Here is a 26,441-nt window from a genome sequence, read left to right on the forward strand (position 1 = left end):
GCCGCCGTCAGACGCGGGCGGCCCCGAGCGCGGTGATCGCGCTGTCGAGGCGTCGGGCGTACGCGTCGGTGACGGCACCCTCGCCGCGGCGGACCGCGACCTTCTCGCGCAGCCGGGCGATCCGCTCGCCGAGGTCGCCCGAGCGGGCGCGGGCCGCGTCGGTCAGGTTGCGCAGCTCGTTGCGGAAGTCGAGGCCGACGTCGGCCCGGATCCCGCCGTCGTCGAGCCCCGCGCCGATCAGCCCGTCGACCCGGTTGGCCGCCTCGATGAGGTCGTCGCGCCCGGGGGGCGTCGGGGTCGGCCGGGGCGCGACCGGCGCGGCGGACGTCGGCTGCGGGGAGGCCGCCGGGGGCGGTGCGGCGTCGGCCGTCGGCCTGGGGGAGGCCGGCGGATCGGACGGGCCCGTGGTGGGCAGCGCCCGGGGCGGGGTCGTCTCCTCCTGGCGGATCGCGGGCACGGCCAGGGCCACCCCCACGAGCAGTACGACCGGCACGATCAGCACCGGCCGCGGCAGGCGGCGTCGCCGGCGCTCCCGGGCGAGCCGGGCGCTGCGCGACTTGGCCCCGCCGTCCGGCTCCGTCCCGCGCTCTTCCGCCGCCCCTGCCGGTCCCGCCGGTCCGTTCTGTTCCACCGGTCCGGCCGGTCCGGCCACCGGCGGGGCGGAGGCACCCGCTGGCGGCGGCAGCGTCGGGAGGGTGACCATCGGCGCGAGCATCGTGGCGGCCTGGGGGTCGGCGGGGAGCAGTTGGTCGCGCAGGACGGAGGCGACCTGGCGGGCGGTGGGGCGATCCAGCGGGTCGCGCTCCAGGCAGCGCAGGCAGGTACGGGCCACCTCCGGCGGCAGGCCCGGCATGTCCGCGAGCGGGGGCGGGCCGTCACCGGCGAGCGCCTCGCTGAGCTGCTCCCAGGTGTCCGCCGGGTACGGCACCCGACCCGTCAGCGCCTCGTAGAGCAGCACACCGAGGGAGTACACGTCGGTGGCCGGCTGGGCGGGCGCCCCGTCGAGGCGTTCCGGCGCGACGTACGCGGGCGTGCCGAAGGTGCCCCCGTCCTCGTCGTCGTCCGGCGCGCCGATGCGGGTGGCGATGCCGAAGTCGAGCACCTTGACCCCCGCCCGGGTCATCATCACGTTGGCCGGGGTGATGTCCCGGTGCACGATGCCGAGCCGGTGTGCGGCGGCGAGCGCGTCCGCCACCTGGGCGCCGACCTCGACCGCCTCGGCCCACGGCAGCGGCCCCTCGGTGAGCCGGAGCTCCAGCTCCTCGCCGGCGAGCAGCTCCATCACCACGAACGAGGTGATCGACCCGTCGGGCGCGACCGTCTCGCCGTAGTCGTGCACTGAGGTGACGTGCGGGTGGACGAGCTGGGCGGCGGCGCGGGCCTCCTCGCGCACCATGTCGCGGAAGCGGGCGTCGGCGGCGAGCGACGGGGCGAGCACCTTCAGCGCCACGACCCGGTCGAGCACCTCGTCGTGCGCCCGCCAGATCACCGACATGCCGCCGGCGCCGATCTGATCGAGGAGCCGGTACCGGCGGGCCAGCAACCGGCCGGGGTGCAGTGCTGGCTTCACGGATGGCACCTGCCTCGCTGTGGGAGCGCTATCAGGTTGCGTGAATGTGTCGGCCCTGTCAACGGTCGGCTACTCGCGGGGCCGGACCCTTCCCGGGCGGCACCCGGACCCGACCGCCGACGCCGCCCGGGCTACCACGCCGGGCGGCACCGGACGGCCCCTTTCGCGCCCGTGCCAGGATGAAGCCATGTCGCGGGGACCGGTGGCGTTCGTGCTCGGGGGCGGGGGAGTCCTCGGCGCGGTCGAGGTGGGCATGCTGCGGGCGCTGTTCCGGGCCGGCATCCGGCCCGACGTGGTGCTCGGCACCTCGATCGGGGCGGTCAACGGCGCGCTGGTCGCCGCCGAACCGTCCGAGGCGGTCACCGACCGGCTGGTCCGGCTCTGGGCCTCGCCGGAGGCGAGCGAGGTGTACGGCGACTCGGTGGCCCGCCAACTGCGCCGGTTCGCCGCCCGTACCCACCTGCACTCGCCCCGGCCGCTGCGCAAGCTGCTGGAGGCCGAGCTGGGCGCGGAGACCACCTTCGCCGACCTCCAGGTGCCCTTCCGCTGCTGCGCGGCCAACATCGAGCGGGCCGCCGAGCACTGGTTCGACAGTGGACCGCTGGTGCCAGCCGTGCTCGCGTCCGCCTCGGTGCCGGGGCTGCTGCCGCCCGCCCGCATCGACGAGCAGCACTACATCGACGGCGGCATCGTGAACTCCATCCCGATCGGCGAGGCGGTCGCGGTGGGCGCCACGCGGATCTTCGTACTCCAGGTGGGCCGGATCGAACGGGAGCTGAGCCCGCCCCGGCGGCCCTGGGAGATCGCCCAGGTCGCGTTCGAGATCGCCCGGCGGCACCGGTTCGCCCGGGAGATGGCGGCCCTGCCCGACGGGGTGGAGGTGCACGTGCTGCCCACCGGGGGGTTGGAGCCGCGCGACGACACGCCGTGGGCCTACCGGGACATGGCGGCCGTGGGGCGTCGGATCAGCCGCGCCTACACGGCCTCCCGGCGCTACCTGGCGACGCAGTTGGAGCACTGATGCCCCTGCCGCCGCGGTGGGCACGCCGACTGTTCCTGGCCCCCGGCGTGGTGCTGCTCGCCTTCCTGGTGGTGACGACCCTGCCGGTCTGGGCGCTGCTCGCGGCGGCCGTGTCGCCGCTGGTCCCGGGCCGGCTGCGCCCGCTGCGCCTGCTCTGGCTCGGCTGCGTCTACCTGGTCTGGGACGCGGCGGCGCTGCTCGCGCTCTTCCTGCTCTGGGTGGCCTCCGGCTTCGGCTGGCAGGTCCGGTCGCCGGGCTTCCAGCGGGCCCACTACGTGCTCGCCGGCTGGTTCCTGCGGGTGCTCTTCTGGCAGGCCCGCTGGGCGCTGCACCTGAACATCGACGTGGTGGGCACCGACCCCGACACGGCACTGCCCGGCCGGCCCGAGCTGGTGCTCTGCCGGCACGCCGGCCCCGGCGACTCGTTCATCCTGATCCACGCCCTGGTCAACTGGTTCAACCGCGAGCCGCGGATCGTGCTGAAGGACAGCCTCCAGTGGGATCCGGCGGTCGACGTGTTGCTCAACCGGCTGCCCAGCCGCTTCCTCGCGCCGGGCCCGGAGGGCCGGGGATCGGTGACCGAGCAGATCGGGCACCTGGCGCAGGGCCTGGACGACGACGACGCCTTCGTGATCTTTCCGGAGGGCGGCAACTTCACCCCCGGCCGCCGGCTGCGGGCCATCGACCGCCTGCGCGGCCTCGGCCTGGAGCGGATGGCGCGGCGCGCGGAACGGCTGCGCCACGTGCTCGCCCCGCAGCCGGGCGGGCTGCTCGCGGCGCTGGACGCGGCCCCCGACGCAGGGGTGATCTTCGTGGCGCACACCGGCCTGGACCGGATGCTCACCGTCGGCGACGTGTGGCGGGAACTGCCCATGGACAAGCGGATCATCATGCGCTTCTGGTCGGTGCCGCCGGAGGAGGTGCCGGTCGGTCGGCAGGAGCGGATCGACTGGCTCTTCGACTGGTGGGCCCGGATCGACGAGTGGATCGCGGCCAATCGGGACGGTGCCGCGTAGGGTGCGCTGGTGGACCAGATCTGCGTGGTGACGACGGTGGTGGACGCCCGCTCGGTCGCCGACGTGATGGCGGCGGCGGCCGTCGCGGGTCGGCTGGCGGCCTGCGCACAGGTGGGCGGCCAGGTGGACAGCACCTACTGGTGGCGTGAGGGGGTGGAGACCAGCACCGAGTGGTCGGTGCAGTTCAAGACCGCGCCCGACCGGGCCGCCGCGTTGGTGGAGCAGATCCGGGCCAGCCACCCGTACGAGGTGCCGGAGATCCTGGTCACCCGGGTGGACAGCGGCGACCCCGGCTACGCCACCTGGGTGCACGAGCACACCCGGCCCTGAGTATCCGCACTCTTCTCAGGTGATCTCCCGGCCACCATGATGGCCGGGTGCAGAACACCGGCTATCCCTGCCCCGCCTGCGGCGCGTCGGCCGATCTCGGCTCCGGCTGCTCCGGTTGCGGCCGACCGCCGTACCCGGCCGCCGCCGAGGTGGTCCGGCTCGACCGGGAGATCGTCGCGCTCGGCGGCGAGGTCGAGCGGGCCCGCGCGGCGTACCAGGGGCTCGTCGACCGGCTGGGCGCGACCCGGCAGCGCCGCGCGGCACTGGCCGCCGCGATCCGCGCGGAGTTCCCCGTGCCGCGCCCGGCGGCTCCCGCGACCACGGTGCCGGTACGCCCCGCGCCGGGCGCGCCGGTACGCCCCGCGCCGGGCGTGACCCCGCCGGCCGACACCCCGGCGCCGGCCTGGCCCGGCCGGGGGCCGGTCGCCCCGGTGCCCGTCGGCATCGGCGGGGCGGAGACCTCCACCCGTACGGTGCAGAGCCTGCTCTTCGTCCTCGGTGGGCTGCTGCTGGGCACCGCCGCGGTGGTCTTCACGGCGGTCGCCTGGGCGGCGGTCGGGGTCGCCGGCCGGGCCCTGATCCTGTTCGCGTTCACCGCGCTCGCCCTGGCCGTGCCCCTGGTGGCGGCACGGCGCGGGCTGCGCGGCACCGCGGAGACCTTCGCGGCCGTCGGCCTGCTGCTGGTGCTCCTCGACGGGTACGCCGCCTGGTCGGTGGACCTGGTCGGCGTGGCGGACTGGCCCGGCACCCGGTACGCCGCGCTGGTCGGGGGGGCCAGCGCGGCGGTCGCGGCCGGGTACGCCCGGCTGAGCGGGCTGACCGTGCCGTGGTTCGCGGCCCTGCTGACCGCGCAGCCGGTGCTGCCCCTGCTCGCTGCCGACGCCCGGCCGGACGCCGCCGGCTGGACGCTGGTCTTCCTGGGGGTGGCGCTGCTCGACCTGGCGGTGCTGGTCGCGCTGCGCCGCCGGAGCGGCCCGGCGCCCGCCGCCCCGACTGTCGCCGGCAGCCCGGCCCGTCCGGCGGGCGAACGGCCGGCGGTCCTCGCCGGGCGTGTCCTCGCCTGGGTGGGGCACGCCGGCGCGCTGCTCGTGGCCGCCTGCTGCGCGCTCGTGCCGTTGACCGTCGGCCGGGCCGCCGGCGTCCCGCTGCTGGCCGGGGCGCCCCTGCTGCTGGTGGCGCTGACGCTGCTCGGCACCGCGCTGCTCACCGGCGGGGCGGTGTTCCGCGCCGTGGCCGCCGCGCTGCTGGTGCCGGTGCTGGCCGGCGCGGTGGTCCGCCCGCTCGCGGAGCTGGGCCTGTCGCCGCTGCTCACGGCGCTGGTCGTGGTGGTCCTGGCCGGCGCGGTGCGGCTGCTGCCCGCCGGGTGGCGGACCGGCCCCCGCGCCGGCGCGCTGCTGGTGGCCGGCGTGACGGCCCAGCTCGCCGTGCTGCTGGCCGTCGCGCTCGCCGGCACCACCGCGGGCCGGTCGCTGCCGCCGTGGCAGGGGGCCGACGCCGGGCCCGACCTCGGCCGGGGATGGCAACTCCCGGTGGTGATCGCGCTGGCCGTGGCCGCCCTGGCGCTGTTGCTGCCGAGGCCCGCCCGGCCGGCGCTGGCCGCGATCGGCGGGGCGGCCGTCGCGCTGGCGGTGCCCGCCGGCTGGCCGTCGCCCTGGCCCGCCGTGGTGGCCCTGGACCTGGCGGCGGCGGTGGGCCTGCTCGCCGTCGCCGTGGGCCGTCCGGGCGTCCGGTCCTGGACGGTCCTGGCGGCGGGGGGCGCCGGGACCGTCCTGCTCGGGCACGCACTGGTCGTGGGGTTCGCCGCGCCCGCGGGGGCGGGGGCGGCGCTCGCGGTGGTGCTGGTCGCGGGGACGGCCGTGGCCGCCGCCGGCCGGCGCGGCACGCCCGCGCAGCGCCGGATGGCCGGCACGGCGCTGGCCGTCGTGCCGCTCGCGGTGCCGGCCGGCGCGGTCGTCGCCCTGCTCGCCGCCGGCGCGCCGGCCTGGTGGCAGGCGCGGGCGGCGCTGGCCGCCGTCGCGCTGCTGCCCGTCGGGCTGTTCGCGGTCCGCCGGCACTGGCCCGACCTGGGGGCGTACGCCTGCGTCGGGGTCGCCGTGGCCCTCCCGGCGGTCGGGTTGGCGCCGGTGGTCGTACCGACCGACGAACCCGTGACGCTCTACGCCGCCGTGGCGGTGCTGCTGGCGACGCTGGGCGGTGCGGCGCGCGCCGACGTCGCCCTGCGGGTGGCCGGCGTCGGGCTGCTCGTGGTCTCGGTCGTCACCGCCGTACCCGTGACGTTGACGGCACTCGTCGCCCCGTACGGCGACGTGCCGCCCTGGTCCGGTGCGCCCACGGTCCGCGCCGATCCGGACGCGCTCCCGGTGGGGCTGGCGCTGGCCGCCCTGGCGGTGGCCGGGGTGCTGGCCGGCCGGTTCGTGCGACCCGATGCCACCGCCCCGCTCGTCCGGCCCGATGCCACCGTCCAGGAGGCGGTCCCGTCTGCGGGCGCCGCCTGGTGGCGGGCCGGGCTGGTCGCGGTGCCGTTCGCCGCGGCGGCGCTGCCCGTGCTGCTGGTGGCCGCCGGCGTGCCGTGGCCGGTGCTGCCGGTCGTCACGCTGCTCGGCGGGGTCGCCCTGGCCCTGGCCGCCGCGCTGGCCGCGCCGCGCCCGCTGCTCGCCCCGGTCGGGGTGCCGGTGGGGCTGGTGCTGGCGGCGTCCGGGCTGCTCGGGCTGCTCGCGACCCGGGCGGGCACGGTCGCCGGCCTGGGCGTGCTCGTGGTCGCGGCGACGGTGGTCGCCGTGGCCGCCCGCCGCGACGACGCCCGGTTGTCCGGGGCCCTGGTCGCGGTGGCCGCCGCGACGGGCCTGGCGGTCGTCGCGCCGCTGGCCGGCGGGCTGCCCGTACGGACGGCCGCCTTCAGCGTGCTCGCCGTCGCGGTGCTCACGCTGGCCGCCGCGGCTGCCGTACCGGCCCGCCGGGGGCGTCCCGTGGCGGTGGCGCTGGACGCGGCGGCCCAGGCGGTGGCGCTGGTCGCGCTGCTGCTCGCGGTGGGCTCGCTGCGCCACGCCGCGGCGGTGTGCGTGCTGTGGGGCGCCGCCGTCGCGCTGCGGGTGCTGCGCCGGGGCGAGTCGTCGGGCCGACGGTGGGTCTTCGCGGGCATCGCCGGCGGCAGCGAGCTGCTCGGCGGCTGGCTGCTGCTGGCCGCCGGGGACGTGGCGCTGCTGGAGGCCTACACGGTGCCGGCGGCGGCGCTGGCCCTCGCGGCGGGCGTGGTGGCGCTGCGTACCCGGCCCGGGCTGACCAGTTGGCTGGCGCTGGGCCCCGGGCTGGCGGCCGCCCTGCTGCCGAGCCTGGTGTCGGTGCTGGTGGCCCCGGACCCCCAGCCGTGGCGGCGGCTGCTGCTGGGCGTCGCCGCGCTCGGCGCGGTGCTGGCCGGGGCGACCCGCCGCTGGAAGGCACCGGTGCTGCTGGGCGGCGTGACCCTGGCGCTGCTCGCGCTGCACGAGCTGGTCCGTGGCTGGGACCTGCTGCCCCGGTGGATCTTCCTGGCCGTCGGCGGGCTCGCGCTGATCGGGCTCGCCACCACCTACGAGCGGCGCCGCCGCGACCTGGCCCGGCTCCGGGCCGCCCTCGGCCGGATGGGCTGACCGGCACGCCCAGGGGTCGGATCCGCTCCCGGAGGCTGCCGTGCTGCACCGCAGGGGGTAGGGCTCGCCCTACCCCCGACCCGGGGGTGGGCAGGGTTACTCAGCGCAACCGTTCGCCGGAGACTGGGGGCAGGGCGCGCCGACCGGCGCGGGCCGGGATCGAGGACGGGAGCCGCGATGGTGCTCGGAGCGGTGGCGGAACCGCCGGTACGGCGGGGCAGTGACTACGCGCAGTTGTCCCGGCGGATCAGCGGGGCGGGGCTGCTGGAGCGGCGTCCGGGGCGGTACGTGACCCGCATCGCGCTCACGCTGGGCGTCTTCGCGGCGGGCTGGGCGGCGGTCGGCCTGGTCGGCGACTCGTGGGCGCAGCTGCTGGTGGCCGTCTTCCTGGCCGTCGCCACCACCCAGGTCGCGTTCCTCGGTCACGACGCCGGGCACCGGCAGATGTTCCGGCGGCGGGGGCCGAGCGAGGCCATCGGCCTGCTCACCGGCAACCTGGCGGTCGGGCTCAGCTACGGCTGGTGGGTCGACAAGCACAACCGGCACCACGCCAACCCCAATCACGAGGACGAGGATCCCGACGTCGGGGCCGGCGCGCTGGTCTGGACGTACGAGCAGGCCGCCGCGACGCGCGGCTTCGGCCGCCGGCTGGCCCGCCGGCAGGCGTGGCTGTTCTTCCCGATGCTGCTGCTGGAGGGGTTCGCCCTGCACGTGGCGAGCGTGCAGGCGATCGTGGGGCGGGACTCCGACGGCCGGTTCCGCACCCCGATGCGGCACCGCCGGGTGGAGGCGCTGCTGCTGGTCCTGCACGCCGTGGGCTACCTCGGCGCGCTGCTGCTGGTGATGTCGCCGCTGAAGGCGCTGCTCTTCGTCGCCGTCCACCAGGGGCTGTGGGGGCTCTACATGGGCTGCTCGTTCGCCCCCAACCACAAGGGCATGCCGATGCCCACCGCCGACGACGACCTCGACTTCCTGCGCAAGCAGGTGCTCACCGCCCGCAACGTGCGGGGCGGCCGGCTCGTCGACGTGGCACTGGGCGGGCTCAACTACCAGATCGAGCACCACCTGTTCCCCAACATGCCCCGGGCCAACCTGCGCCGGGCCCGGCCGATCGTCCGCGCCTACTGCGCCGAGCAGGGCATCCCGTACGCCGAGACGGGGCTGGTCGAGTCGTACCGCCAGGCGCTCGCACACCTGCACGAGGTGGGCCGGCCGCTGCGCGGCTGACGACGCGCGGGCTGACGACGCGCGGGCTGACGACGCGCGGGCTGATGACGCGCGGGTTGACGACGCGCGGACGGGGGCGGCGCCGGTCGGCGCCGCCCCCGTCCGGTTGCGGTCGGGCTCAGGAGCCCATGGACTCGATCAGCTCCTGCGGCGCCTCCTGCGTGTCGCTCGCGGCGGGCTTCTTCACCGAGACCGGGGCGCCGAAGTCCGAGTACGTGGTGATCATGGTGCCCAGCGACTCGTGCAGCACCTGGGTGTCGATGGCGAACTCGACGAGCCGGCCCTGGTCGTCGACCCTGGCGGTGAACGGGACGGCCTTGGCCTTGTCACCGAGGGCCTGGATGGCCTTGTCGTCGGGCTTGGTGCGGGTGTAGTCGAGGATGCCGGAGTAGCTGCCCGGGCCGGTCTTCTCGACGTCCACCACGCTCTGGACCATCTGCTTCGCGCCGCCCGGGTCGCCGTCGGGCATCAGGTTGAGCTGGCCGCTCTTGCCGAGCTTGGTGGCGTCCATGTGCATCCACTTCTTCGGCATCCCCTGCATGCCGGTGACCTTCAGGTAGACGTCGTTACCGAGCATCAGGATCCGGAAGGTGCCCTCCGCGCCCATCTTCAGCGTCATGTCGCCGGTCTTGGTGGCCGGGTCCATCACGCCGCTGCCGTTGATGACCGGCGAGGTGAGCTTCATCTTGACGCTCTGCTGGTTGAGCTTCTGCGCGGCGGCGCCCAGTTCGGCGCGGGCGTCGGCGGGGGCGCTGCTGGCCGCCGCCGCGCCGGTGGTGGTGGCGCCGCCGTCGCCGGCCGGAGCGTCCGCGTCCGTCCCCGTGCCGCACCCGGTCAGACCGAGGGCGAGCGCGGCGACGAGCGCGACCCCCGTGGTCGCCAGCCGTCGAGTGTTCATCGTGGAATCTCCTCACGCAGGGTTGGCCGGGGGCGACGCCGTCGCGACCCCGACCGGGCCGCCGGTCAGCCTAACCCCGCGGTCGCACAGCCGCCCATCTATGCCGTGGCGGCCCCCGGAGCGCCGCGCTGCCGGGTCCGCCACACCTCGCGCCGCTGGTCGGCGTCGTCGCGACCGGCCCCGGTAGGGTCTCCCCATGGCAGACGTGCTCACCGCCGAGGCGGTGCGAGACGAGCTGGGTGGCCTGGCGGGCTGGTCGGGAGACCCCGCGGGGATCACCCGCACCGTGGAGCTGGCCGACTTCCCGGAGGCCATCGCGGTGGTCGACCGGGTCGCGGTGGCGGCGGAGGAGATGGACCACCACCCTGACATCGACATCCGCTGGCGCACCCTGACCTTCCGTTGCGTCACGCACTCGGTGGGCGGGGTCACCCGGCGTGACCTGGAACTGGCTCGGCGGATCGACGACATCGTGGGGAGCGTCGGATGAGATTCGAGATCAGCAAGGTGCTGGACGCCATCGAGGGCCGGGTCAGCACCGACCCGTCGCTGGCGCGGGCGGTCATCGACCTGGCGGAGGTGATCCGCTACCAGGACCTCGACGGCGGCCGGCCGGCCAGCCTGCTTCGCCTCGGCATGGTGATCGACGCCCTCGCCCGTGAGATGGAGGAGGACAGCGTCCCGGTCTACGCGGTGGTCCACCGGGCCCTGCTCTCCGACGCCGACCTCACCTCCAACGAGCGCATGGTCGTCCGCCGGTGGGCCGACGACGGGCTGGTCGAGGTGCTCGACAACCCGGGCGACCGGATGCTGGAGGTGGCGGACCTGCTCGGGCTGCCGGTGCTGACCCGGGCGCGGGCCGACGGCCTGCGCGGGCGCTACCCGTGGCTGGTCGAGCAGGCCGGCCGGGTGCTCGCCCCGGTGCCCGGCGCCGGCGGGCCGGCCTTCGTCGCCCACGTCGGCGGCGGGCACACGCCGGTCGCCGGTGACCGGTCGCCGGCCGGCGCGAAGCTGCTCTCCCGGCGGTGGCGCTGCGCCGAGCCCGGCTGCGCGCTCTTCGGCGGTGGCGGGGGCGGCGGGGCCTTCGCCGACCTGGCTCGGGTGGTGGAGCGCAGCCCCGCCGGACAGCCGCCGCCCACGCTGCGCGGCGGCGTGCCCACCTGCCCCCGGCACGGCACCCGGCTCGGCGACGCCGGTCCGCGACCGCGCAGCGCCGTACTCGCCGTGCGGGTGGGTGGGCTGATCCGCCGCCGCTTCGTGCTCACCGAGGACCAGTCGGCCGTCGTGGGCCGGGCGCCCGAACAGGCCGGCGGGATCGTCCTCGGGCAGTGGCTCAACGACGAGGCACGGCGCTGGATCAGCCGCAGCCACGTCCGGTTCGAGCTGCGGGTCGGCGAGGTGATCGTGACCGACGTCAGCACCAACGGCTCGGGCATCCGTCCGGGCGGGTCGATGGCGGAGGCCGACCGTGTCCCGTTGGCGCCGCAGCAGTCCCGGGTGCTGGCCGAGGGCGACATGGTGGAGCTCTACCCCGGGGTGCAGATCGGCCGGCCCGACGAGCTTCCCACCGGCGCCCCCTACACGCCGACCTCGGTCATGGCCGAGGCCCCCACGATGGCGATGCGCCTGCCCCGCTGATCCGCGGGGGAGACGACGGCGGGCGCCGGGACCGTGGTCCCGACGCCCGCCCTTGTCGTACGGGGCTCAGCCGGCCAGCACGGCGGCGAGCTGGGCGACCGCGTGGTCGATCTCCTCCTCGGTGATGACCAGCGGCGGGGCGAGCCGGATGGTGGAGCCGTGGGTGTCCTTGGCGAGCACCCCGCGCTCGGCGAGCCGTTCGCACGCCTCCCGGCCGCTCATCAGCGCCGGGTCGATGTCGAGGCCGGCCCACAGGCCCCGGCCCCGCACCGCGAGCAGGCCCCTGCCGACCAGTGACCGCAGACCGGCGTGCAGCCGGGCGCCCAGCTCGGTCGAGCGGCGTTGGAACTCGCCGGTCGCCAGCAGCCGGACGACCTCGGTCGCGACGGCGCAGGCCAGCGGGTTGCCGCCGAACGTGGAGCCGTGCTGGCCCGGCCGGAGCACGCCGAGCACGTCGGTGTTCGCGGCCACCGCGGAGACCGGCACGATGCCGCCGCCGAGCGCCTTGCCCAGCAGATACATGTCGGGCGTGACGCCCTCGTGGTCGCAGGCGAAGGTCTGCCCGGTCCGGCCCAGGCCGGACTGGATCTCGTCGGCGACGAAGAGCACGTTGCGTTCCGTGCATACCCGGCGTACGCCCGGCAGGTAGCCCTCCGGCGGCACGACGACGCCCTGCTCGCCCTGGATGGGCTCGAGCAGCACCGCGACGGTGTTCTCGTCGATGGCGGCGCTCAGCGCGGCCAGGTCGCCGTAGGGGACCACCGTGAAGCCCGGGGTGTACGGCCCGAAGTCGGCCCGGGCGTCCTCGTCGGTGGAGAAGCTGACGATGGTGGTCGTCCGGCCGTGGAAGTTCCCCTCGGCCACCACGATGTTGGCCATTCCCGGGGCGACGCCCTTGACCTGGTAGCCCCACTTGCGGGCGACCTTGATGCCGGTCTCCACGGCCTCGGCGCCGGTGTTCATCGGCAGCACGAGGTCCTTGCCGCACAGCTCGGCCAGCTCGCGGCAGAAGTCGGCGAACTGGTCGTGGACGAACGCCCGACTGGTGAGGGTCAGCCGGTCGAGCTGGGCGTGCGCGGCGGCGATCAGCGTCGGGTGCCGGTGACCGAAGTTCAGCGCCGAGTAGCCGGCCAGGCAGTCGAGGTAGCGGCGGCCGTCCACGTCGGTCAGCCAGGAGCCCTCGGCGGAGGAGATGACCACCGGCAGCGGGTGGTAGTTGTGCGCGGTCCACCGCTCCGCGTCGCGGATCGCCTCCGGCGTCCGCAGCATGTCGTCGATCACTGGCTCGCCTTTCCCTGACGGAGTCGCAACGTGCAGCACTTCGGTCCGCCGCCGGCCTTGCGCAGCTCGGAGAGGTCGACACCGATCGTCTCGTAGCCCCGGTCGCGCAGCTTCGCGGCCAGGCCGGTGGCCTGCGCCGGCAGCACCACGTGCCGACCGTCGCTGACCGCGTTCAACCCGAAGACCTCGGCGTCGGCCAGGGTGGCGTGCACCGCGTCGGGGAAGAGCCGGCGCAGCACGGCCTGGCTGCCGGGCGAGAACGCCTCCGGCAGGTACGCCACCGTCCGCTCGTCGAGCACGGTGAGCGCGGTGTCCAGGTGGTAGAAGCGGGGGTCGACCAGCTGCATGGTCACCACCGGGTAGCCGAAGACCTCCTGGAGCTGCGCGTGCGAGGCGTGCGCGGTGCGGAAGCCGGTGCCGGCCAGCAGGACGTCGCCGGCCAGCAGGATGTCGCCCTCGCCCTCGTTGACGTGCTTCGGGTCGTACATCTCGAAGCCGGCGGCCTCGAACCAGGCGCGGTAGGCGGGGGCCTCGTCGGCGCGCTGCGGGTCGCGGAACTGCACGGCCATCGCCTTGCCGTCGATCACGGTGCCGCCGTTGGCGGCGAAGACCATGTCGGGCAGGCCGGGCACCGGAGCGATCTCCTCGACGGTGTGGCCCAGGTCCCGGTACGTCTGCCGCAGCTGCTCCCACTGCCGCACGGCGAGGTCGGCGTCGACCGGCGCGGTCGGGTCCATCCACGGGTTGATGGCGTAGTCGACGGCGAAGTACGTCGGCCGGCACATCAGGAAGCGCTGGCTGGTGGCGTCCATCGTCATTGTCCTGCTCCCAGGGTCGGGCGCGCCCGGCCACCTTCGGCCCACGGGCTGGCGCCGTTGCTCAACGCTATGCGGCACCGATGGTGGAATCCACCGCTGGAAGTTGCGCAGGCCGACGGATCGTTGCGTCTGGAGGGTGCTGGACGATGGTTCGTTGCGTATCGAGCCCCGTCGGTGCGTCCCGTCGGGAGCCAGGCCCGGAAAACACTTCGGGGGCGGCGAACCGCCGCCCCCGAAAAGGGTTGCCCGGCTGGTGAACCACCAGGCTGGTCGGGCGTCGCCGGTGCATCACCGGCGCTGCCGGCGCATCGCCGGCGAGCCGATCAGTGCCCGCTAGAAGCGATCCACAAACTGTGAGTCGAGCCACTCGCGGAACCGCTGCACCCAGTCGCCGTCGGTGGTCGGCCAGTCGAACTGGCCGGTCATCGCCAGCACGCCGAGCACCACCGCGCCGAGACCCAGCGCGATGCCGAGCAGCGCGTCGGTCTTGCCGGCGATGTGCCGGCGGCGGGTGGCCATCAGGCCGAACACCGCGAGGACCGCGCCGACGGCGCCGAGCGCGATGCCGTATCCGGCGAGGGCGCCGGTGAGCACGAAGAGCGCCCCCGCCACGCCGACGATCAACCCCAGCGTGGCGAGCAGGCTGGCCCGGGGCTTCGGGCCGGCGACCACCGGTCGCTCCGGCTCGCGGTCGGCGACGCCGTCGCCGTCGCGGTCGACGGACCGCTCCACGGTGCGGTCCGCGTCGAGCGGGCGCTCCCCCGTGCGGTCCCGGTCCGTCCGGGCGGCCAGCGCCGTCGCGCTGCGGTCCAGGTCGGTCGTCCGGCCGTCGAGGGTCCGTTCGAGGGTCGGGTCGGGGTCGGTGGTCCGGGGGGCGCGCCGGGGACCGTCGTCGGCGGGTCGAGCCGTGGCGGCCCGGGCGACCGCCGCCCGCTCGGCCGCCCGCCGCTCCGCGTCGCCGTCGCGCCCGTCGGCGTCCGGCGCCGTGCTGCTGCGGTAGGTCGTCTGCTCGCTGTCCCGCTCCGTCACCACCGGGCCGGCGACCCGGCCGGGGTCGTCGGTCCGGTCCCGGCCGGTGGCCTCCGCCCGGTCCCGCGCGCTCCCGTCGACCCGCGCGCCCTCCTCGTTCCGGTCCCGGCCGCCGATGTCGTCATCCGTCGGCGTCGGCTCGGTCCGACGTGACAGGGAAGGAATCTTCACCACAACACACCTCCTGAGGCAGACGCGGCCGGACGGAAGTGGTGCGGTCCGCCGCGCGGTAACACGCCCTGCGGTACCCGCCCGCTCTGATCGGTACACCCGCCGACGGCCTGGCCGGGGGCTTGCTTGCCGCCGGGTGAACATCGGTCGTCGACTTGCCGTTCGGCCCGAAGAAGGGGTTCGACCGGCCATAGGATCTCCGCGGCCGGCCGGCCACGTCGGCCGGGGAAGGGTGACGATGGAGATTCGAGCCGGAGCCAGGGGCCGGGTGGTCATGCTGGTCGACAACGCGGTCCAGGGCGACTCCCGGGTGCAGAAGTCGGCCCGGTCGGCCGCCGAAGCCGGCTGGGACGTCACCCTGCTGGGCCGCTCGCCCGACGGCGAGCCGCACCGGTGGCACATCGGCGACGCCCTGGTGCGGCTGCTGCCGATGGGCCGTCCCGGCGCGCCGGTGCCCCGCACGCCGCGCCGGAACGCGGCGGCGCTGCTCGGGCACCTCGGCCTGCGGACACCCGTCGAGCGGGCGTACACCCGGCTGTGCCTGCGGCTGTACGGCGACCGCGCCTGGCGCCGGTTGCAGCCGGCACTGTGGAGCTACGAGCACGCCTACGGCCCGGTGCTCGACGAGCTGGCGCCCGACCTGATCCACGCCAACGACTTCCGGATGCTCGGCGTGGGCGCGCGGGGGCTGCTGCGGGCCAGGGCCGCCGGCCGCCGGGCCGCCCTGGTGTGGGACGCCCACGAGTTCCTGCCGGGCATCAAGCCCTGGAGCGACAACGTGCGGTGGCTGCCCGCCCAGTTGGCGCACGAACGGGAGTACGCCCGCCACGCCGACGCGGTGGTGACCGTCTCGCCGGAGCTGGCCCGCCTGCTGCGACGCGAGCACGACCTGCCCGAACTGCCCACCGTGGTGCTGAACGCGCCCGACCGCCGCGAGACCGACCAGCCGGTACGGGCCACGCAGACCCTCCGCGCGGGGTTCGGCCTCGGGCCGGGCGACCCGCTGCTGGTCTACAGCGGCGCCGCGGCGCCGCAGCGCGGCCTGGACGTCCTGGTCGAGGCACTGCCGCTGCTGCCCGGCGTGCACGTCGCGCTGGTGGTCAACCATCCAGACGGCGAGTACGTCCGGTCGCTGGCGGCGCGGGCGGCCGACCTCGGCGTCGGTGGGCGCCTGCACGTGCGGGGGTACGTGCCGCACGACGAGGTGGTGCCGCTGCTCGCCGGGGCCGACCTCGGGGTGATCCCGATCCAGCACTGGCCCAACCACGAGATCGCGCTAATCACCAAGTTCTTCGAGTACTCGCACGCCCGGCTGCCCATCGTGGTCAGCGACGTGCGCACCATGGCGGGCACCGTCCGGGCGACCGGGCAGGGCGAGGTGTTCCGGGCCGGGGACGCCGGGGACCTCGCCCGCGCCGTCCGTGCCGTGCTCGCCGACCCCGGCCGGTACCGGGCCGCGTACGACGATCCGGCCCTGCTGGCCGGGTGGACGTGGGAGCGGCAGGCCGTGGAACTCGACCGGGTCTACGCCCGGCTGGTGCCGGCGGCCGTCGCCGGCGGGGCGGACGCGTACGGCCGTGTCGGCTGACCCGGTGGCCGTCGACCAGGGGCACCGGGACGGCTCCCCGCCGCCCGACGTGACGGTGATCCTGCCCGTGTACGACACGATGCCGTACCTCACCGGATGCCTGGATTCGCTGCTCGGGCAGAGCATCGGTCTGGACCGGATGCGGATCGTGGCGGTGGACGACGGATCGACCGACGGCAGCGGCCGGCAGCTCGACCGCTACGCCCGCCGGTATCCGGGCACCGTGACCGTCGTGCACCAGCCCAACTCCGGCGGCCCGGCGGCGCCCTGCAACCGGGCCCTCGACCTGGCCACCGGGCGGTACGTCTTCTTCGTCGGCGCGGACGACCGCCTCGGCCCCGAGGCGCTGGAGCGGCTGGTGGCCGCCGCCGACCGGTACGGCTCCGACGTCGTCCTCGGCCGGGTGGTGGGGGTGAACAGCCGCCACGTCCACCAGGAGGTCTTCGCCCGCACGGCGGTGGACGTCGGGCTGGCCGACTCGGCCCTGCCGCTGTCGCTGGCCAACACCAAGCTGTTCCGGCGGGAACTCGTCGAGCGGCACCGGCTGCGGTACCCGGAGGACATGCCGATCGGCAGCGACCAGCCGTTCACCCTGGAGGCGTGCCACCGGGCAGCCCGGGTCACGGTCCTCGCCGACTACGACTACTACCACGCGGTGCGGCGGCTGAACGCCCGCAACATCACCTACCTGAGCCGGGCGGAGGAGCGGCTCGACTGCGCGCGGCGGCTCGTGGAGTTCGCCGTCGGCCTGATCCCGCCGGGCGACGAGCGGGACGCGGTGCTGCGGCGCTACTTCCGCTTCGAGGTGGCGGCCCTGCTCGACGACGACTTCCTCCGGCTGGACGCGCCGACCCGGCGGCTGCTGCACGCCGGCGTACGGGAGTTGGCCGGGCGGCACCTCACCGCCGCCGTACGGGGCCGGCTGCCGGTGGAGACCCGGCTGCGGATCGGGGTCGCCGAGCACGGCACGCCCGACGACCTGGTCGACGTGATCCGGGAGGACGCGGAGCGCGGCGTGCCGCCGACGGTCGTCGAGGGCGCCCGGCGGTACGCGGCGTACCCGGGCTTCCGGGCGTCGCACGGCCGGCTGCCCGACGACGTCTTCGACGTCACCGACGCCGTGGACTGGCTGGCCCGCTTCGAGGTCACCGGCATCGGCTGGGACCGCGACGCCGACGCCGGACCGGCTCTCGTCCTCGACCTGCGTACGCCCCTGCCCGACCTCGGCCGGCTCTGCCCGGGGCCGCCGCGACTCACCGCCGGCGAGTTGGCCGGCGACGTACGTCCCGCGACGGCCACCGGCGGCACCACGCTGCGGGCCCGGATCAGCGTGACCGAGGTGCTGCGCGCCAGCGCGGTGACCGGGCAGCGCCGTGCCGTACACCTGACGCTGCCCGCGCCCGACGGCCGGCCCGGGAGCGCGCCGCTGCGCGCGCCCCGCCGGGTCCGGTTCCCCCGACCGATGGTCCGGCGGCGGGGACGACGCTGGTACGCGGTGTCGCCGGTGACCGACGGCAGCGGCCGGTTGATGATCTCCGTGGTGCCACTGACCCCTCGGCGGGTGCTCGCCCGGCTGACCGCCCGCCGCCCCTCCTGACGCCCCGCCGCGCGCCGGCTCCGGAACCGGCCGGGGCTACCGCAGGGCGAGCGGGGCAGCGGCCAGGTGCCGGCGGTCGTCGAGCGCCCGCCACTCCAGCGCGTGCCGGATGCCGTCCTCGACGCCGAAGCGCGGCGACCAACCCAGCAGGTCCTGGTAGCGGCGGCTGCGGTTGTAGACCCCCGGCACGTCGCCGGACCGGCGGGGAGCCTCCCGGTAGGGCAGGGGCCGCCCGGTCACCGCGGCGAACGCGGCCAGCAGTTCCCGCACCGTGGTGCCGACCCCGGTGCCGATGTTGAGCGCGGTGTACCCGTGCGGGCCGGCGGCCGCCACCTCGTCGAAGCGGGCCAGCGCCGCCACGTGGGCCTGGGCGAGATCCCACACGTGGACGTAGTCCCGGACGGCGCTGCCGTCGCGGGTGGGCCAGTCCGTGCCGGTGACGCGGAACTCCGTGCCGGTGCTGGCCGCCTCGATCATGCGACCCAGGGCGTGCGTCGGGTGGCGCAGTTGCAGCCCGGTGCGCAGCAGGGGATCGGCGCCGATCGGGTTGAAGTAGCGCAGCGCCACCGCCCGCAGCTCACCGGCCCGCGCGCAGTCGGCGAGCACCGCCTCGACCATCGCCTTCGTGCGGGCGTACGGGCTGACCGGGTCGACGGGGGAGGACTCGTCGACCGCGAAGTCCGCACCCGGCCGGTAGACGGCGGCGGTGGAGCTGAACAGCACCCGACGGCACCCGTTGCGGACCAGGTGACGGACCAGTTCGACGGACTTCGCGAGGTTCTCCCGGTAGTAGCGCAGCGGGTCGCGGGTCGACTCGGGCACGACGATGACCCCGGCGCAGTGCACGGTGGCCCGGATCTCGGGATGCTCGGCGAAGATCCGGTCGACCAGGTCCCCGTCGGCGACGTCGCCCCGGTAGAAGGGGCGGCCGGCCGCGAAGGAGGCCCGGCCGGTCGACAGGTCGTCGAGGATCACCGGCGTGATGCCCCGGTCCAGCAGCGCGGAACCGACGGTGCTGCCGATGAAGCCGGCGCCGCCGGTGATCAGGTACTTCACGTTCCTCACCGTTTCGTCCCGGCCCGCGTCCGCAGCCGGCCCGCCGCGCGGTGCGCGGCCCGCAGGACCGCCCAGACGAGGTACGCGTCGTGGCGCACCATCCGGTGCTTGAGCCCGGCGATCCCGCCCGGCCGGGGGTAGCCGGCGGGAGGCAGCCACCGCCGGTAGTCCGCCGCCATCCGGCGGAAGAACGCGCGGCGGGTCTCCGGCGGCAGCCGGAAGTCGTTGCCGACGATGACCAGGTAGTGGTCGAGCATGACGCGGAACAGGTCGGGCCCGAAGCGGTCCGGGGCGTCGCCGCCGACGGTGGCCAGCCAGCCGAACACCGAGGCGTACTGGTCGAAGACCTCGAAGTGCCGCGTACTCAGGGTGGCGGTGATCCGGTCCCGGGGGCGCTGCCGGTAGTGGTAGCAGTCCCGCTCCAGCACGTCGATGCTGCCGGCGGCGATCAGCAGGGGATGGCTGTAGGCGCAGTCCTCGTACCAGCCGGGCCGGAAGGAGAGCCCCGACTCGGCCAGGAACGCGCGGCGGACGAGCTTGGTGCACGCGGACTGGGCGAGCATGAGCAGCTCGGGCCGGTCGGCGAGCCGCAGCGGCAGGTGCCGCCCCCCGAGGGCCGCCCCGGACGGCCGGGCCACCACCCGGCCGTCCGGGAACACCTCGGCGTGGTCGACGATCAGCACGTCCGGGCGGGTGTCCGCGAGCCGCTCCCGCACCGCCGCGACCGCGCCGGGCGGCAGCCAGTCGTCGCCGTCGACGAACCAGAGGTAGTCGCCGGTGGCCCGGGCCACGCCGGCGTTGCGGGCGCCGCCCAGGCCGGCGTTCTCGGCCAGGCGGACCACCCGCACCCGGGGGTCGCGCGCGGCGTACCGGTCGAGCAGCCGCCCGCTGCCGTCCGGCGAGGCGTCGTCGACCGCGACGACCTCCCCGTCCTCGGCGCCCGGCTGGGCGAGGATCGAGTCGAGGCAGGTCGCGAGGTACGCCTCGACGCCGTACACCGGAACGACGACGGACAACGTCGGGCGGTCGGCTGGGGTCTCGGCACCGTCCACGGCTGGGACTATGCCGAGGCGGCCCGACCGTCCCGCCACGCGCAGGTGAACTCGGCCTGACATTCTGCGAGCCGGCCCGGTCCCCGCGCTGGCTATCCTTGGCACCCGTGCCAGAGGGACACACCATCCACCGCCTGGCGGCGCGGCACGCCGAGCTGTTCGGCGGGGACAAGCCGCACGTCGCCAGCCCGCAGGGCCGCTTCGCCGAGGGCGCGGCCCGCCTCTCCGGCACGGTCCTGGAGGCCACCGAGGCGTACGGCAAGCACCTGCTGCACCACCACGCGGGCGAGCTGACCCTGCACGTGCACCTCGGGCTCTACGGCAGGTTCGCCGACGGCGCCGGGGAGCCGCCGGAGCCGGTCGGTCAGGTGCGGCTGCGGCTGACCAGCGACCGGCACTGGCTGGACCTGCGCGGCCCCACCGCCTGCGAGCTGCTCACCCCGCCCGAGGTGGCGGCGCTGCGCGGCCGGCTCGGCCCCGACCCGCTGCGCGCCGACGCCGACCCCGACCGGGCGTACGCCCGGATCTCCCGCAGCCCGACGCCGCTCGCGGCGCTGCTGCTGGACCAGTCGGTGGTGGCCGGCACCGGGCTGATCTTCGTCACCGAGGCGCTGTTCCGGGCCGGTCTGCCGCCGACGCTGCCCGGCCGGCGACTGACCCGCGCCGGCTGGGACGCGCTCTGGGCCGATTTGGTGGCGCTGATGCGGCTCGCCGTCGGTCGGGGCCGGATCGACACCGTCCGCGACGCGCACCTGCCCGAGGCGATGGGCCGCCCCGCCCGGGTCGACCGGCACGGCGGCGAGGTGTACGTCTACCGCCGCCCCGGCGAGCCCTGCCACGTCTGCGGCACGCCGGTGAGCCGGGGCGGGCTGGCCGGCCGCAACCTCTACTGGTGCCCCACCTGCCAACCCGGATGACCGGTGGCCCACCGGGGCCGTGACCACCGCACCGCTGTCGAGCTGCCCCGTCCGTGCGGGCGGGCGGCTCTCAGCCCTCGCCGAGCAGCCAGCGGACCACCTCCACCTGGCGGGGGAACACCTGTCCCTCGGCGATGCTCCAGGCCAGCGTCTGCCCGATCGTCCAGCCGCGTACCCGCTCCCGGTCGAGCCCCAGCTCCGCGCTGAGCCGGTCCAGCCGGTGCCGTACGGCCTCCGGCGAGTGCCCCAGCTCCGCGCCGCGCACCAGCGGCACCACGCCGAACTCCCGCTCGCCGGTCAGCGGCTTCGGGTCGATGAGCAGCCACGGCTCCCGGGTCGCCCGCAGCACGTTGCCGGCGTGCAGGTCCTGGTTGACCAGCACCTGAGTGCCCTGGCTGCCGACGAGGTCCGTCAGCGACCCCAGCGCCGCGTCGACCAGCCGCCGCTCGTACGGCCGGCCCGCCCGCTCCCACTTCGCCGGCAGCCGTTCCAGCCAGCCGGCGGCCTCCTCGGCGAGGGGGGTGAACGGCGGGCCGGCCGGTCGCCACAGCCGGGGCAGCAGCCCGACCGCCACGTCCAGCGCCGCGTCGGCGGGCAGGGCGTGCAGCGGCGTGCCGGGCACGCACCGCTCGACCAGCAGCGCCCGCCGCCGCGGGTCGTGCCCGAGCAGCCGGGCCGCCCCCGCCCCGGCCCAGCACTCCAGCGCCGTCGCCTCGTGGACGCTGTCGGGGTCCGGGTACTGGAGCTTCAGCACCGCCGGCGTGCCGTCGGGCAGCTCCGCAGGCAGGGCCAGCGACGCGAAGGCGTACGGGAAGGGTGGCCCGAGCCGCAGCGACCAGCGCTCGGCGCAGGCGGCCACCCGCTCCGGCAGCGCCGCCAGCCATTCCCGCCCGGCCGCCACGTTCCGCACCCAGCCCAGCCCGTCCGGGATCAGGAGTTCCGATTCCACCCGCCCATCCTGAACCCCACGCCGCCCTCCCGCTGGCCCACCCTCCCGCTGGCCCACCCACCCACCGCCCGCCTCGGGAGAGGTCAGCGGAGGCGGCGGATGTCGCCGTGGGCGCGGTAGAAGCCGCCCCGGCCGGACTCACGGACCTGGGTGACCAGGTAGCGCGCGCCGGGCTCGCGGATGCCCTTGGGGAACTGCACGGACCAGTCCCGGTGGTAGCCGGGGGAGACCACGTGCACCCGCAGCCGGCCCCGGTCCTCGACGCACTGCACGATGACGCCGCCGTCGACGTCGCTGGTCACCTCGACCGTCGTCCAGGCCGCCGGCTCGGGCATCCGGGGCGGGGCCTTGACGTCGACCACCTCCGGCACGCTGCCGCCCTCCGCCGCCCGGATCGCCGGCTCGCTGGCGTCGATGCAGGCCAGGTAGCCGCCGGTGGTGACCACGTAGAGTCGATCCTCGTGGTACTGCATGGAGTAGGCCGAGCCGCAGCCGGTGCCGAGCTTCCACAGCCGGTTGCCGGCCTGGTCGAAGCAGTAGATCGAGGACTGGCTGTCGCCGGCGAAGACGTACCGGCCGCCCTCGGCCGTGGCGCAGGAGAAGACCGGGGCGTCGCAGCGGTAGCTGCGCTCGGCGCGGCCGTCCTTCGCGAGGCGCACCACCTCCCGGGTGCCGGTGCCCGCGAACACCGCGCCGGGCTCCTGCCAGCCGAAGAGCACCGAGCCGGTCGGGGTGTGCCACAGCTCCCGGCCCGTACGCCAGTCGTAGCCGGTCACGCCCCGCGAGTGGCCGTGGTAGAGCGCGTCGGCGTCGCAGCGCACCATCCACGCCGACCGACCACGGCCCTGCCGGCGCCAGAGGAACTCGTCCTCGTGGTCGACGGCCACGACGCCGCCGCCCGCGTCGGAGACGCCCAGCACCCCGTCGTGGATGTCCAGCCAGTAGATGTCGATCTCCGGCGCGATCTCGTAGGCCACCCGGGGCACCTTGCCGGACAGGTCGTAGACGTTGCCGTCGTCGCAGCCCGCGTAGATCCAGGCGTCGTCGGCGACGATGCACTTCACCCCGTCGGGAAGGCGGACCTGGTTCAGCACCCGGGCGTCGTGGCCGAGTGTGGTGATGACGCCCCGCTCGTTGCCGACCATGCAGCTCTGCCCGTCGACGAAGATGCCGAAGGCGGGGGCGCCGGAGTCGTAGCGCCACAGCACCGGGGCGGTGCGGGCCGTGGAGCGGGTGCTGACGATCTGCCGCCGGGAGACGGCGCGCTTCTGCCGCACCCCCGGCACGGCCGGGGCGTAGCCCTTGCGGACCTTCTCGCCGATCTTCTTCGCCGCCGCCGCGCGGGCCTTGGCGTTGTCGGCGTAGGCCGTGGACTTGACCTGGCCCTGGTCGCCGATCCGGCCGTAGCGGACGGTCAACGCGGCGTCGTCGACGACGACCTCGTAGAACTTGTGCGCACCATCCACTTCGGACAGTTCGAGGTAGGTCGTCTCCTGCGACATGGGGTGCCTCCGAGAGGGTCAGCGACCGGCCCGACGTGGCCGGCGCGGCGAGCGCGGGCACACGCTAACCGCCACCCCCGACAAAGCCCTGCGCGGGTTCCGGGGGCGCTCCCGCCTCAGCGGCCGACAGCGGCCAAGGCGTCGACGGCCTTGCGGGCGGCGATCAGCACCGGATCCCAGACCGGGGCGTACGGCGGGGCGTAGCCGAGGTCGAGCGCGGTCATGTCGTCCACCGTCATGCCGTTCCACAGCGCCACCGCGAGGGTGTCGATCCGCTTGGCCGCCTCGGACCAGCCGACGATCTGCGCCCCGAGCAGCCGCCCGCTGGGCTTCTCCGCGATCAGCTTCACCGTCATGGACCGGGCGCCCGGGTAGTAGCCGGCGCGGTTGGTCGACTCGGCAATCACCGAGACGAACTCGAACCCCGCCGCCGCGGCGTCCTTCTCGCGCAGCCCGGTGCGCCCCACCTCCAGCTCGCAGACCTTGGTGACGGCCGTGCCGATCACCCCCGCGAAGGTGGCGTACCCGCCGCCGATGTTGATGCCGGCGACCCGGCCCTGCTTGTTGGCGTGGGTGCCCAGCGGCACGTGCACCGGCAGCCCGGTGACCCGGTGCACGGTCTCCACGCAGTCGCCGGCGGCCCAGACGTCCGGCACCCCCTGCACCCGCATCCGGCGGTCCACCCGGATCCCGCCGGTGGTGCCCAGCGGCAGGCCGGCGGCCTCCGCGAGCGCGGTGTTGGGGCGTACGCCCAGACCCAGGACGACCACGTCGGCGGGGATGGGCCCCTCGGCGGTGACCACAGCGGACACCCGGCCCCCGGTCTCCTCCAGGCCGGTCACCCCGAGACCGGTACGGATGGTGACGCCGATGCCCCGCATCGCGTCGGTGACCAGTTCGGCCATGTCCGGGTCCACGGTGGCCATCGGCTGCTCGGCCTGCTCGACCAGGGTGACGGCCAGCCCGCGCTGGATCAGCGCCTCGGCCATCTCCACGCCGATGTAGCCGCCGCCGATCACCACCGCCCGGCGCGGCCGGGGCTCGGCGTCCAGCCAGGCGCGCAGCGCGGCGCCGTCGTCGAGGGTCTGCATCCCGAAGACCCCGCCGGCGTCGGTGTCGGCCCAGCCGGGCTTCTTCGGCAGCGCTCCGGTGGCGTACATCAGGGTGTCGAAGCGCTCCCGGACCTCGCCGCCGCCTTCGAGGTCCCGCGCGACGACCTCGCGCCGGTCGAGGTCGATGGCGGTCACCTCGTGCCGGAGCCGGACGTCGATGTCGAACTTCTCCCGGAACGTCTCCGGATCGCGGGCGATCAACTGGTCCCGCTCGGGCACCAGCCCGCTGATCCAGTACGGGATCCCGCACGCCGAGTACGACGTGAAGTGCCCCCGCTCGAAGGCGACGATCTCCAGGTCGCCGCGGTCGCGGCGCCGCCGCGCCTGGGACGCCGTCGCCATTCCCGCGGCGTCCCCACCGATGACGATCAGCCGTTGCGCCACGGGCACCATCCTGTCACGAGCGGTCCGCGCCGCGGGTCTGCCGCGCGACGTCGGAGACCACGTCCACGAGCTTGCCGGTACGCGCGAAGACCGCCCGCTGGCGGGCCGCCCCGGTGCCGTGCCGGCGCAGCCCCGCGACGAGGTCGGTCACCTCGTCGAGGTCGCCGTGGCGCTCCAGCGCCGGGCGCAGCCGCTCGACGAACTGGTCGAACAGCTTCCAGGCCGGCCGCAGCTCGCCGTCGGTCAGGTCGACGCCGTCACCCTCCAGCCCGTCGTGCGCCGCCCGCCAGTGCGCGGCGACCAGCAGGTGGTGGTCGGTGCGCAGGGCGGGCCGCCCGGCGGCCATGTCGTCCAGCGCGGTCGCCACCATGGCCCGGACCAGGGCGGCGACGAGCACCGCGTCGTCCACGGACGGGCAGACGTCGCCGATCCGGATCTCCACCGTCGGGTACTTGGCCGACAGGCGGGCATACCAGTAGAGCATCCCCTCGTCGAGCATCATCCCGCTGGCGATGAGCTGCCCGATCAGCCGCTCGTAGTGCTCGTGCGACTCCAGGAACGGGGTGGGTGCCACCGACGGCCAGTGTTCCCACTCCACCGACCGCCAGCTCGCGTACCCGGTGTCCTCGCCCCGGGCGAAGGGGGAGTTGGTGGTCACCGCGTGCAGCACCGGCAGCCAGGGCCGGACGTGGTTGAGCACCTGCACCCCGGTGTCCGGGTCGGGCACCCCGACGTGCACGTGCATGCCGTTGTTGCCGGGGCCGGGGACCAGCAGGCGGAACCGCTCGATCATCCGGTCGAAGCGGGGCTTGTCGACCACCGGCGGCACGGGACCGTCGACCGGCCCGGTGCCGATGGCGAGCAGCCGTACGCCCGCGCGCTCGGCCGCGTCGGCGAGCGCGGCCCGCAGCACGCCGAGGGAGTGCCGGATCGAGGAGAGCTCCAGGCCGGGCGGGCTGCCGATCTCGATCTGGCTGGTCTGGAACTCCCGCTCCACCTGCCCGCGCAGCTCCGGCGGCACCTGCTCCATGACGAGGTCGACGGCGGGCACCGCCGCCCCGGTGTGCGGGTCGACGAGCAGGAACTCCTCCTCGACACCCACCGTGAGCAGGTCGGTCCCCTCAGCCGTACCGCTCGGAGCCTCCGCCACCTGGCCGGTCATCGTCACCACCGTCCGTTCGCCCCGGTAGCGGCCCGTCCGCGCCGGTCGGTCAGTGGTTACCCACCGTGTGGAGGCGGGGAAACGCGGCCCGGCGTGTCGCCCGCCGATCGCCGGCACCAGCCGAACCGGCCGGGCGGCGTGACAACGGGTCCTAGGCTGATCGTCGTGCCGGGGCCGCTGGGGATCGCGTCGGGGATGTGGGCGTACGCCCTCGTCCACCTGACGCTGCTCGCCGATCGCCCGGCCGGGCTGCTCGCGGGGGCCGCGTTCGTCGCGGTGGCGCTGCTCGCCGTCGCGTTCGCGGCGCACGCGGCCGGCGTCACCGACGTGCCCCGGGCCGGCCGGGCCGCCGCCCTGCGCGCCCGGGCCCGCCATCGCCGGGTGCCCCGACAGGTCGACCCGGACGCCGCCGGGCGGCCCCGGCCCCGCGCGCCGGGGCCGCACCCCTCGGCCGCGTAGCACCGCCGCGCGGTCGATTCCGCCGTTCACCCGCCCAT

22 protein-coding genes are annotated in these 26,441 nt (G+C 75.7%); 11 read left to right on the forward strand and 11 right to left on the reverse strand.

Translation table 11 applies throughout. The features are described 5' to 3' along the window. Window positions 1-7 precede the first annotated feature (7 nt). Window positions 8-1,570 carry a serine/threonine-protein kinase gene (locus GA0070610_RS02970; RefSeq protein WP_088998601.1) on the reverse strand — a complete coding sequence of 521 codons (1,563 nt, stop codon included), beginning with the start codon at window positions 1,568-1,570 and terminating at the stop codon, window positions 8-10. A gap of 187 nt (window positions 1,571-1,757) precedes the next feature. On the opposite strand from GA0070610_RS02970, the gene GA0070610_RS02975 reads away from it, so the two are divergent. From GA0070610_RS02975 to GA0070610_RS02995, 5 genes are all read left to right on the forward strand, one after another. Continuing rightward, window positions 1,758-2,591, forward strand: a complete 834-nt coding sequence (locus tag GA0070610_RS02975; RefSeq protein ID WP_088998602.1) for a patatin-like phospholipase family protein — start codon at window positions 1,758-1,760, stop codon at window positions 2,589-2,591. After that, entirely contained in the window at window positions 2,591-3,607 is a 1,017-nt protein-coding gene (locus tag GA0070610_RS02980; RefSeq protein ID WP_088998603.1) for a 1-acyl-sn-glycerol-3-phosphate acyltransferase, read from the forward strand. Before GA0070610_RS02975 ends, GA0070610_RS02980 begins: the two co-directional genes overlap by 1 nt. A gap of 9 nt (window positions 3,608-3,616) precedes the next feature. Next, window positions 3,617-3,937, forward strand: coding sequence for a divalent-cation tolerance protein CutA (gene cutA / locus GA0070610_RS02985; RefSeq protein WP_088998604.1), 321 nt, complete (start codon window positions 3,617-3,619; stop codon window positions 3,935-3,937). A gap of 47 nt (window positions 3,938-3,984) precedes the next feature. Beyond that, window positions 3,985-7,563, forward strand: coding sequence for an SCO7613 C-terminal domain-containing membrane protein (locus GA0070610_RS02990; RefSeq protein ID WP_088998605.1), 3,579 nt, complete (start codon window positions 3,985-3,987; stop codon window positions 7,561-7,563). A gap of 177 nt (window positions 7,564-7,740) precedes the next feature. Beyond that, window positions 7,741-8,790: a fatty acid desaturase family protein gene (locus tag GA0070610_RS02995; RefSeq protein ID WP_088998606.1), complete on the forward strand. Its 1,050-nt coding sequence runs from the start codon at window positions 7,741-7,743 to the stop codon at window positions 8,788-8,790. 118 nt (window positions 8,791-8,908) lie between these two features. Here the strand turns inward: GA0070610_RS02995 and GA0070610_RS03000 are convergent, their stop codons facing one another. Next, window positions 8,909-9,688: a hypothetical protein gene (locus GA0070610_RS03000; RefSeq protein WP_088998607.1), complete on the reverse strand. Its 780-nt coding sequence runs from the start codon at window positions 9,686-9,688 to the stop codon at window positions 8,909-8,911. A gap of 196 nt (window positions 9,689-9,884) precedes the next feature. On the opposite strand from GA0070610_RS03000, the gene GA0070610_RS03005 reads away from it, so the two are divergent. Together GA0070610_RS03005 and GA0070610_RS03010 are read left to right on the forward strand one after the other, a co-directional pair. Beyond that, a complete protein-coding gene (locus GA0070610_RS03005) occupies window positions 9,885-10,178 on the forward strand; it encodes a 4a-hydroxytetrahydrobiopterin dehydratase (protein ID WP_088998608.1) in 294 nt (97 codons plus the stop codon). Then, window positions 10,175-11,326, forward strand: a complete 1,152-nt coding sequence (locus GA0070610_RS03010) for an FHA domain-containing protein (protein WP_088998609.1) — start codon at window positions 10,175-10,177, stop codon at window positions 11,324-11,326. Before GA0070610_RS03005 ends, GA0070610_RS03010 begins: the two co-directional genes overlap by 4 nt. Before the next feature lie 66 nt (window positions 11,327-11,392). Here the strand turns inward: GA0070610_RS03010 and rocD are convergent, their stop codons facing one another. The 3 genes from rocD to GA0070610_RS03025 form a co-directional block, all read right to left on the reverse strand. Then, window positions 11,393-12,607 carry an ornithine--oxo-acid transaminase gene (gene rocD / locus GA0070610_RS03015; protein ID WP_172896366.1) on the reverse strand — a complete coding sequence of 405 codons (1,215 nt, stop codon included), beginning with the start codon at window positions 12,605-12,607 and terminating at the stop codon, window positions 11,393-11,395. Next, on the reverse strand, window positions 12,604-13,419 hold the full coding sequence (gene ddaH / locus GA0070610_RS03020) for a dimethylargininase (RefSeq protein WP_172896637.1): 816 nt from the start codon (window positions 13,417-13,419) through the stop codon (window positions 12,604-12,606). Before ddaH ends, rocD begins: the two co-directional genes overlap by 4 nt. 339 nt (window positions 13,420-13,758) lie before the next feature. Further along, window positions 13,759-14,625: a thrombospondin gene (locus GA0070610_RS03025; protein ID WP_157747021.1), complete on the reverse strand. Its 867-nt coding sequence runs from the start codon at window positions 14,623-14,625 to the stop codon at window positions 13,759-13,761. Window positions 14,626-14,863: 238 nt separating this feature from the next. On the opposite strand from GA0070610_RS03025, the gene GA0070610_RS03030 reads away from it, so the two are divergent. Both GA0070610_RS03030 and GA0070610_RS03035 read left to right on the forward strand, forming a co-directional pair. Next, window positions 14,864-16,213, forward strand: a complete 1,350-nt coding sequence (locus tag GA0070610_RS03030) for a glycosyltransferase family 4 protein (protein WP_231925887.1) — start codon at window positions 14,864-14,866, stop codon at window positions 16,211-16,213. 79 nt (window positions 16,214-16,292) lie between these two features. Then, window positions 16,293-17,810: a glycosyltransferase family 2 protein gene (locus tag GA0070610_RS03035; RefSeq protein ID WP_089003229.1), complete on the forward strand. Its 1,518-nt coding sequence runs from the start codon at window positions 16,293-16,295 to the stop codon at window positions 17,808-17,810. Window positions 17,811-17,846: 36 nt separating this feature from the next. Here GA0070610_RS03035 and galE read toward each other — a convergent pair whose 3' ends face one another. Further along, a complete protein-coding gene (gene galE, locus GA0070610_RS03040) occupies window positions 17,847-18,866 on the reverse strand; it encodes a UDP-glucose 4-epimerase GalE (protein WP_088998612.1) in 1,020 nt (339 codons plus the stop codon). A gap of 5 nt (window positions 18,867-18,871) precedes the next feature. Next, window positions 18,872-19,918, reverse strand: coding sequence for a glycosyltransferase family 2 protein (locus GA0070610_RS03045; RefSeq protein WP_157747022.1), 1,047 nt, complete (start codon window positions 19,916-19,918; stop codon window positions 18,872-18,874). 107 nt (window positions 19,919-20,025) lie between these two features. Here GA0070610_RS03045 and GA0070610_RS03050 point away from each other — a divergent pair, with 107 nt between their 5' ends. Next, window positions 20,026-20,835, forward strand: coding sequence for an Fpg/Nei family DNA glycosylase (locus GA0070610_RS03050; RefSeq protein WP_088998614.1), 810 nt, complete (start codon window positions 20,026-20,028; stop codon window positions 20,833-20,835). Between the two features lie 70 nt (window positions 20,836-20,905). Here GA0070610_RS03050 and GA0070610_RS03055 read toward each other — a convergent pair whose 3' ends face one another. The 4 genes from GA0070610_RS03055 to GA0070610_RS03070 form a co-directional block, all read right to left on the reverse strand. Next, window positions 20,906-21,784, reverse strand: a complete 879-nt coding sequence (locus GA0070610_RS03055) for an aminoglycoside phosphotransferase family protein (protein WP_088998615.1) — start codon at window positions 21,782-21,784, stop codon at window positions 20,906-20,908. An 83-nt stretch (window positions 21,785-21,867) separates the two neighbouring features. Then, window positions 21,868-23,286 (reverse strand): WGR domain-containing protein, encoded by a 1,419-nt coding sequence (locus GA0070610_RS03060; RefSeq protein ID WP_088998616.1) that lies wholly within the window; start codon window positions 23,284-23,286, stop codon window positions 21,868-21,870. Window positions 23,287-23,402: 116 nt separating this feature from the next. After that, window positions 23,403-24,782 carry an FAD-dependent oxidoreductase gene (locus GA0070610_RS03065; protein ID WP_089003230.1) on the reverse strand — a complete coding sequence of 460 codons (1,380 nt, stop codon included), beginning with the start codon at window positions 24,780-24,782 and terminating at the stop codon, window positions 23,403-23,405. A gap of 13 nt (window positions 24,783-24,795) precedes the next feature. Continuing rightward, a complete protein-coding gene (locus GA0070610_RS03070) occupies window positions 24,796-25,944 on the reverse strand; it encodes a carboxylate-amine ligase (protein WP_172896367.1) in 1,149 nt (382 codons plus the stop codon). 165 nt (window positions 25,945-26,109) lie between these two features. Between GA0070610_RS03070 and GA0070610_RS03075 the strand changes: the two genes are divergently transcribed. Beyond that, window positions 26,110-26,403, forward strand: coding sequence for a DUF6412 domain-containing protein (locus tag GA0070610_RS03075; RefSeq protein ID WP_231925888.1), 294 nt, complete (start codon window positions 26,110-26,112; stop codon window positions 26,401-26,403). Window positions 26,404-26,441: the final 38 nt, after the last annotated feature.

The sequence above is a fragment of the Micromonospora echinofusca genome, from assembly GCF_900091445.1.
Taxonomy (GTDB): Bacteria; Actinomycetota; Actinomycetes; order Mycobacteriales; family Micromonosporaceae; genus Micromonospora; species Micromonospora echinofusca.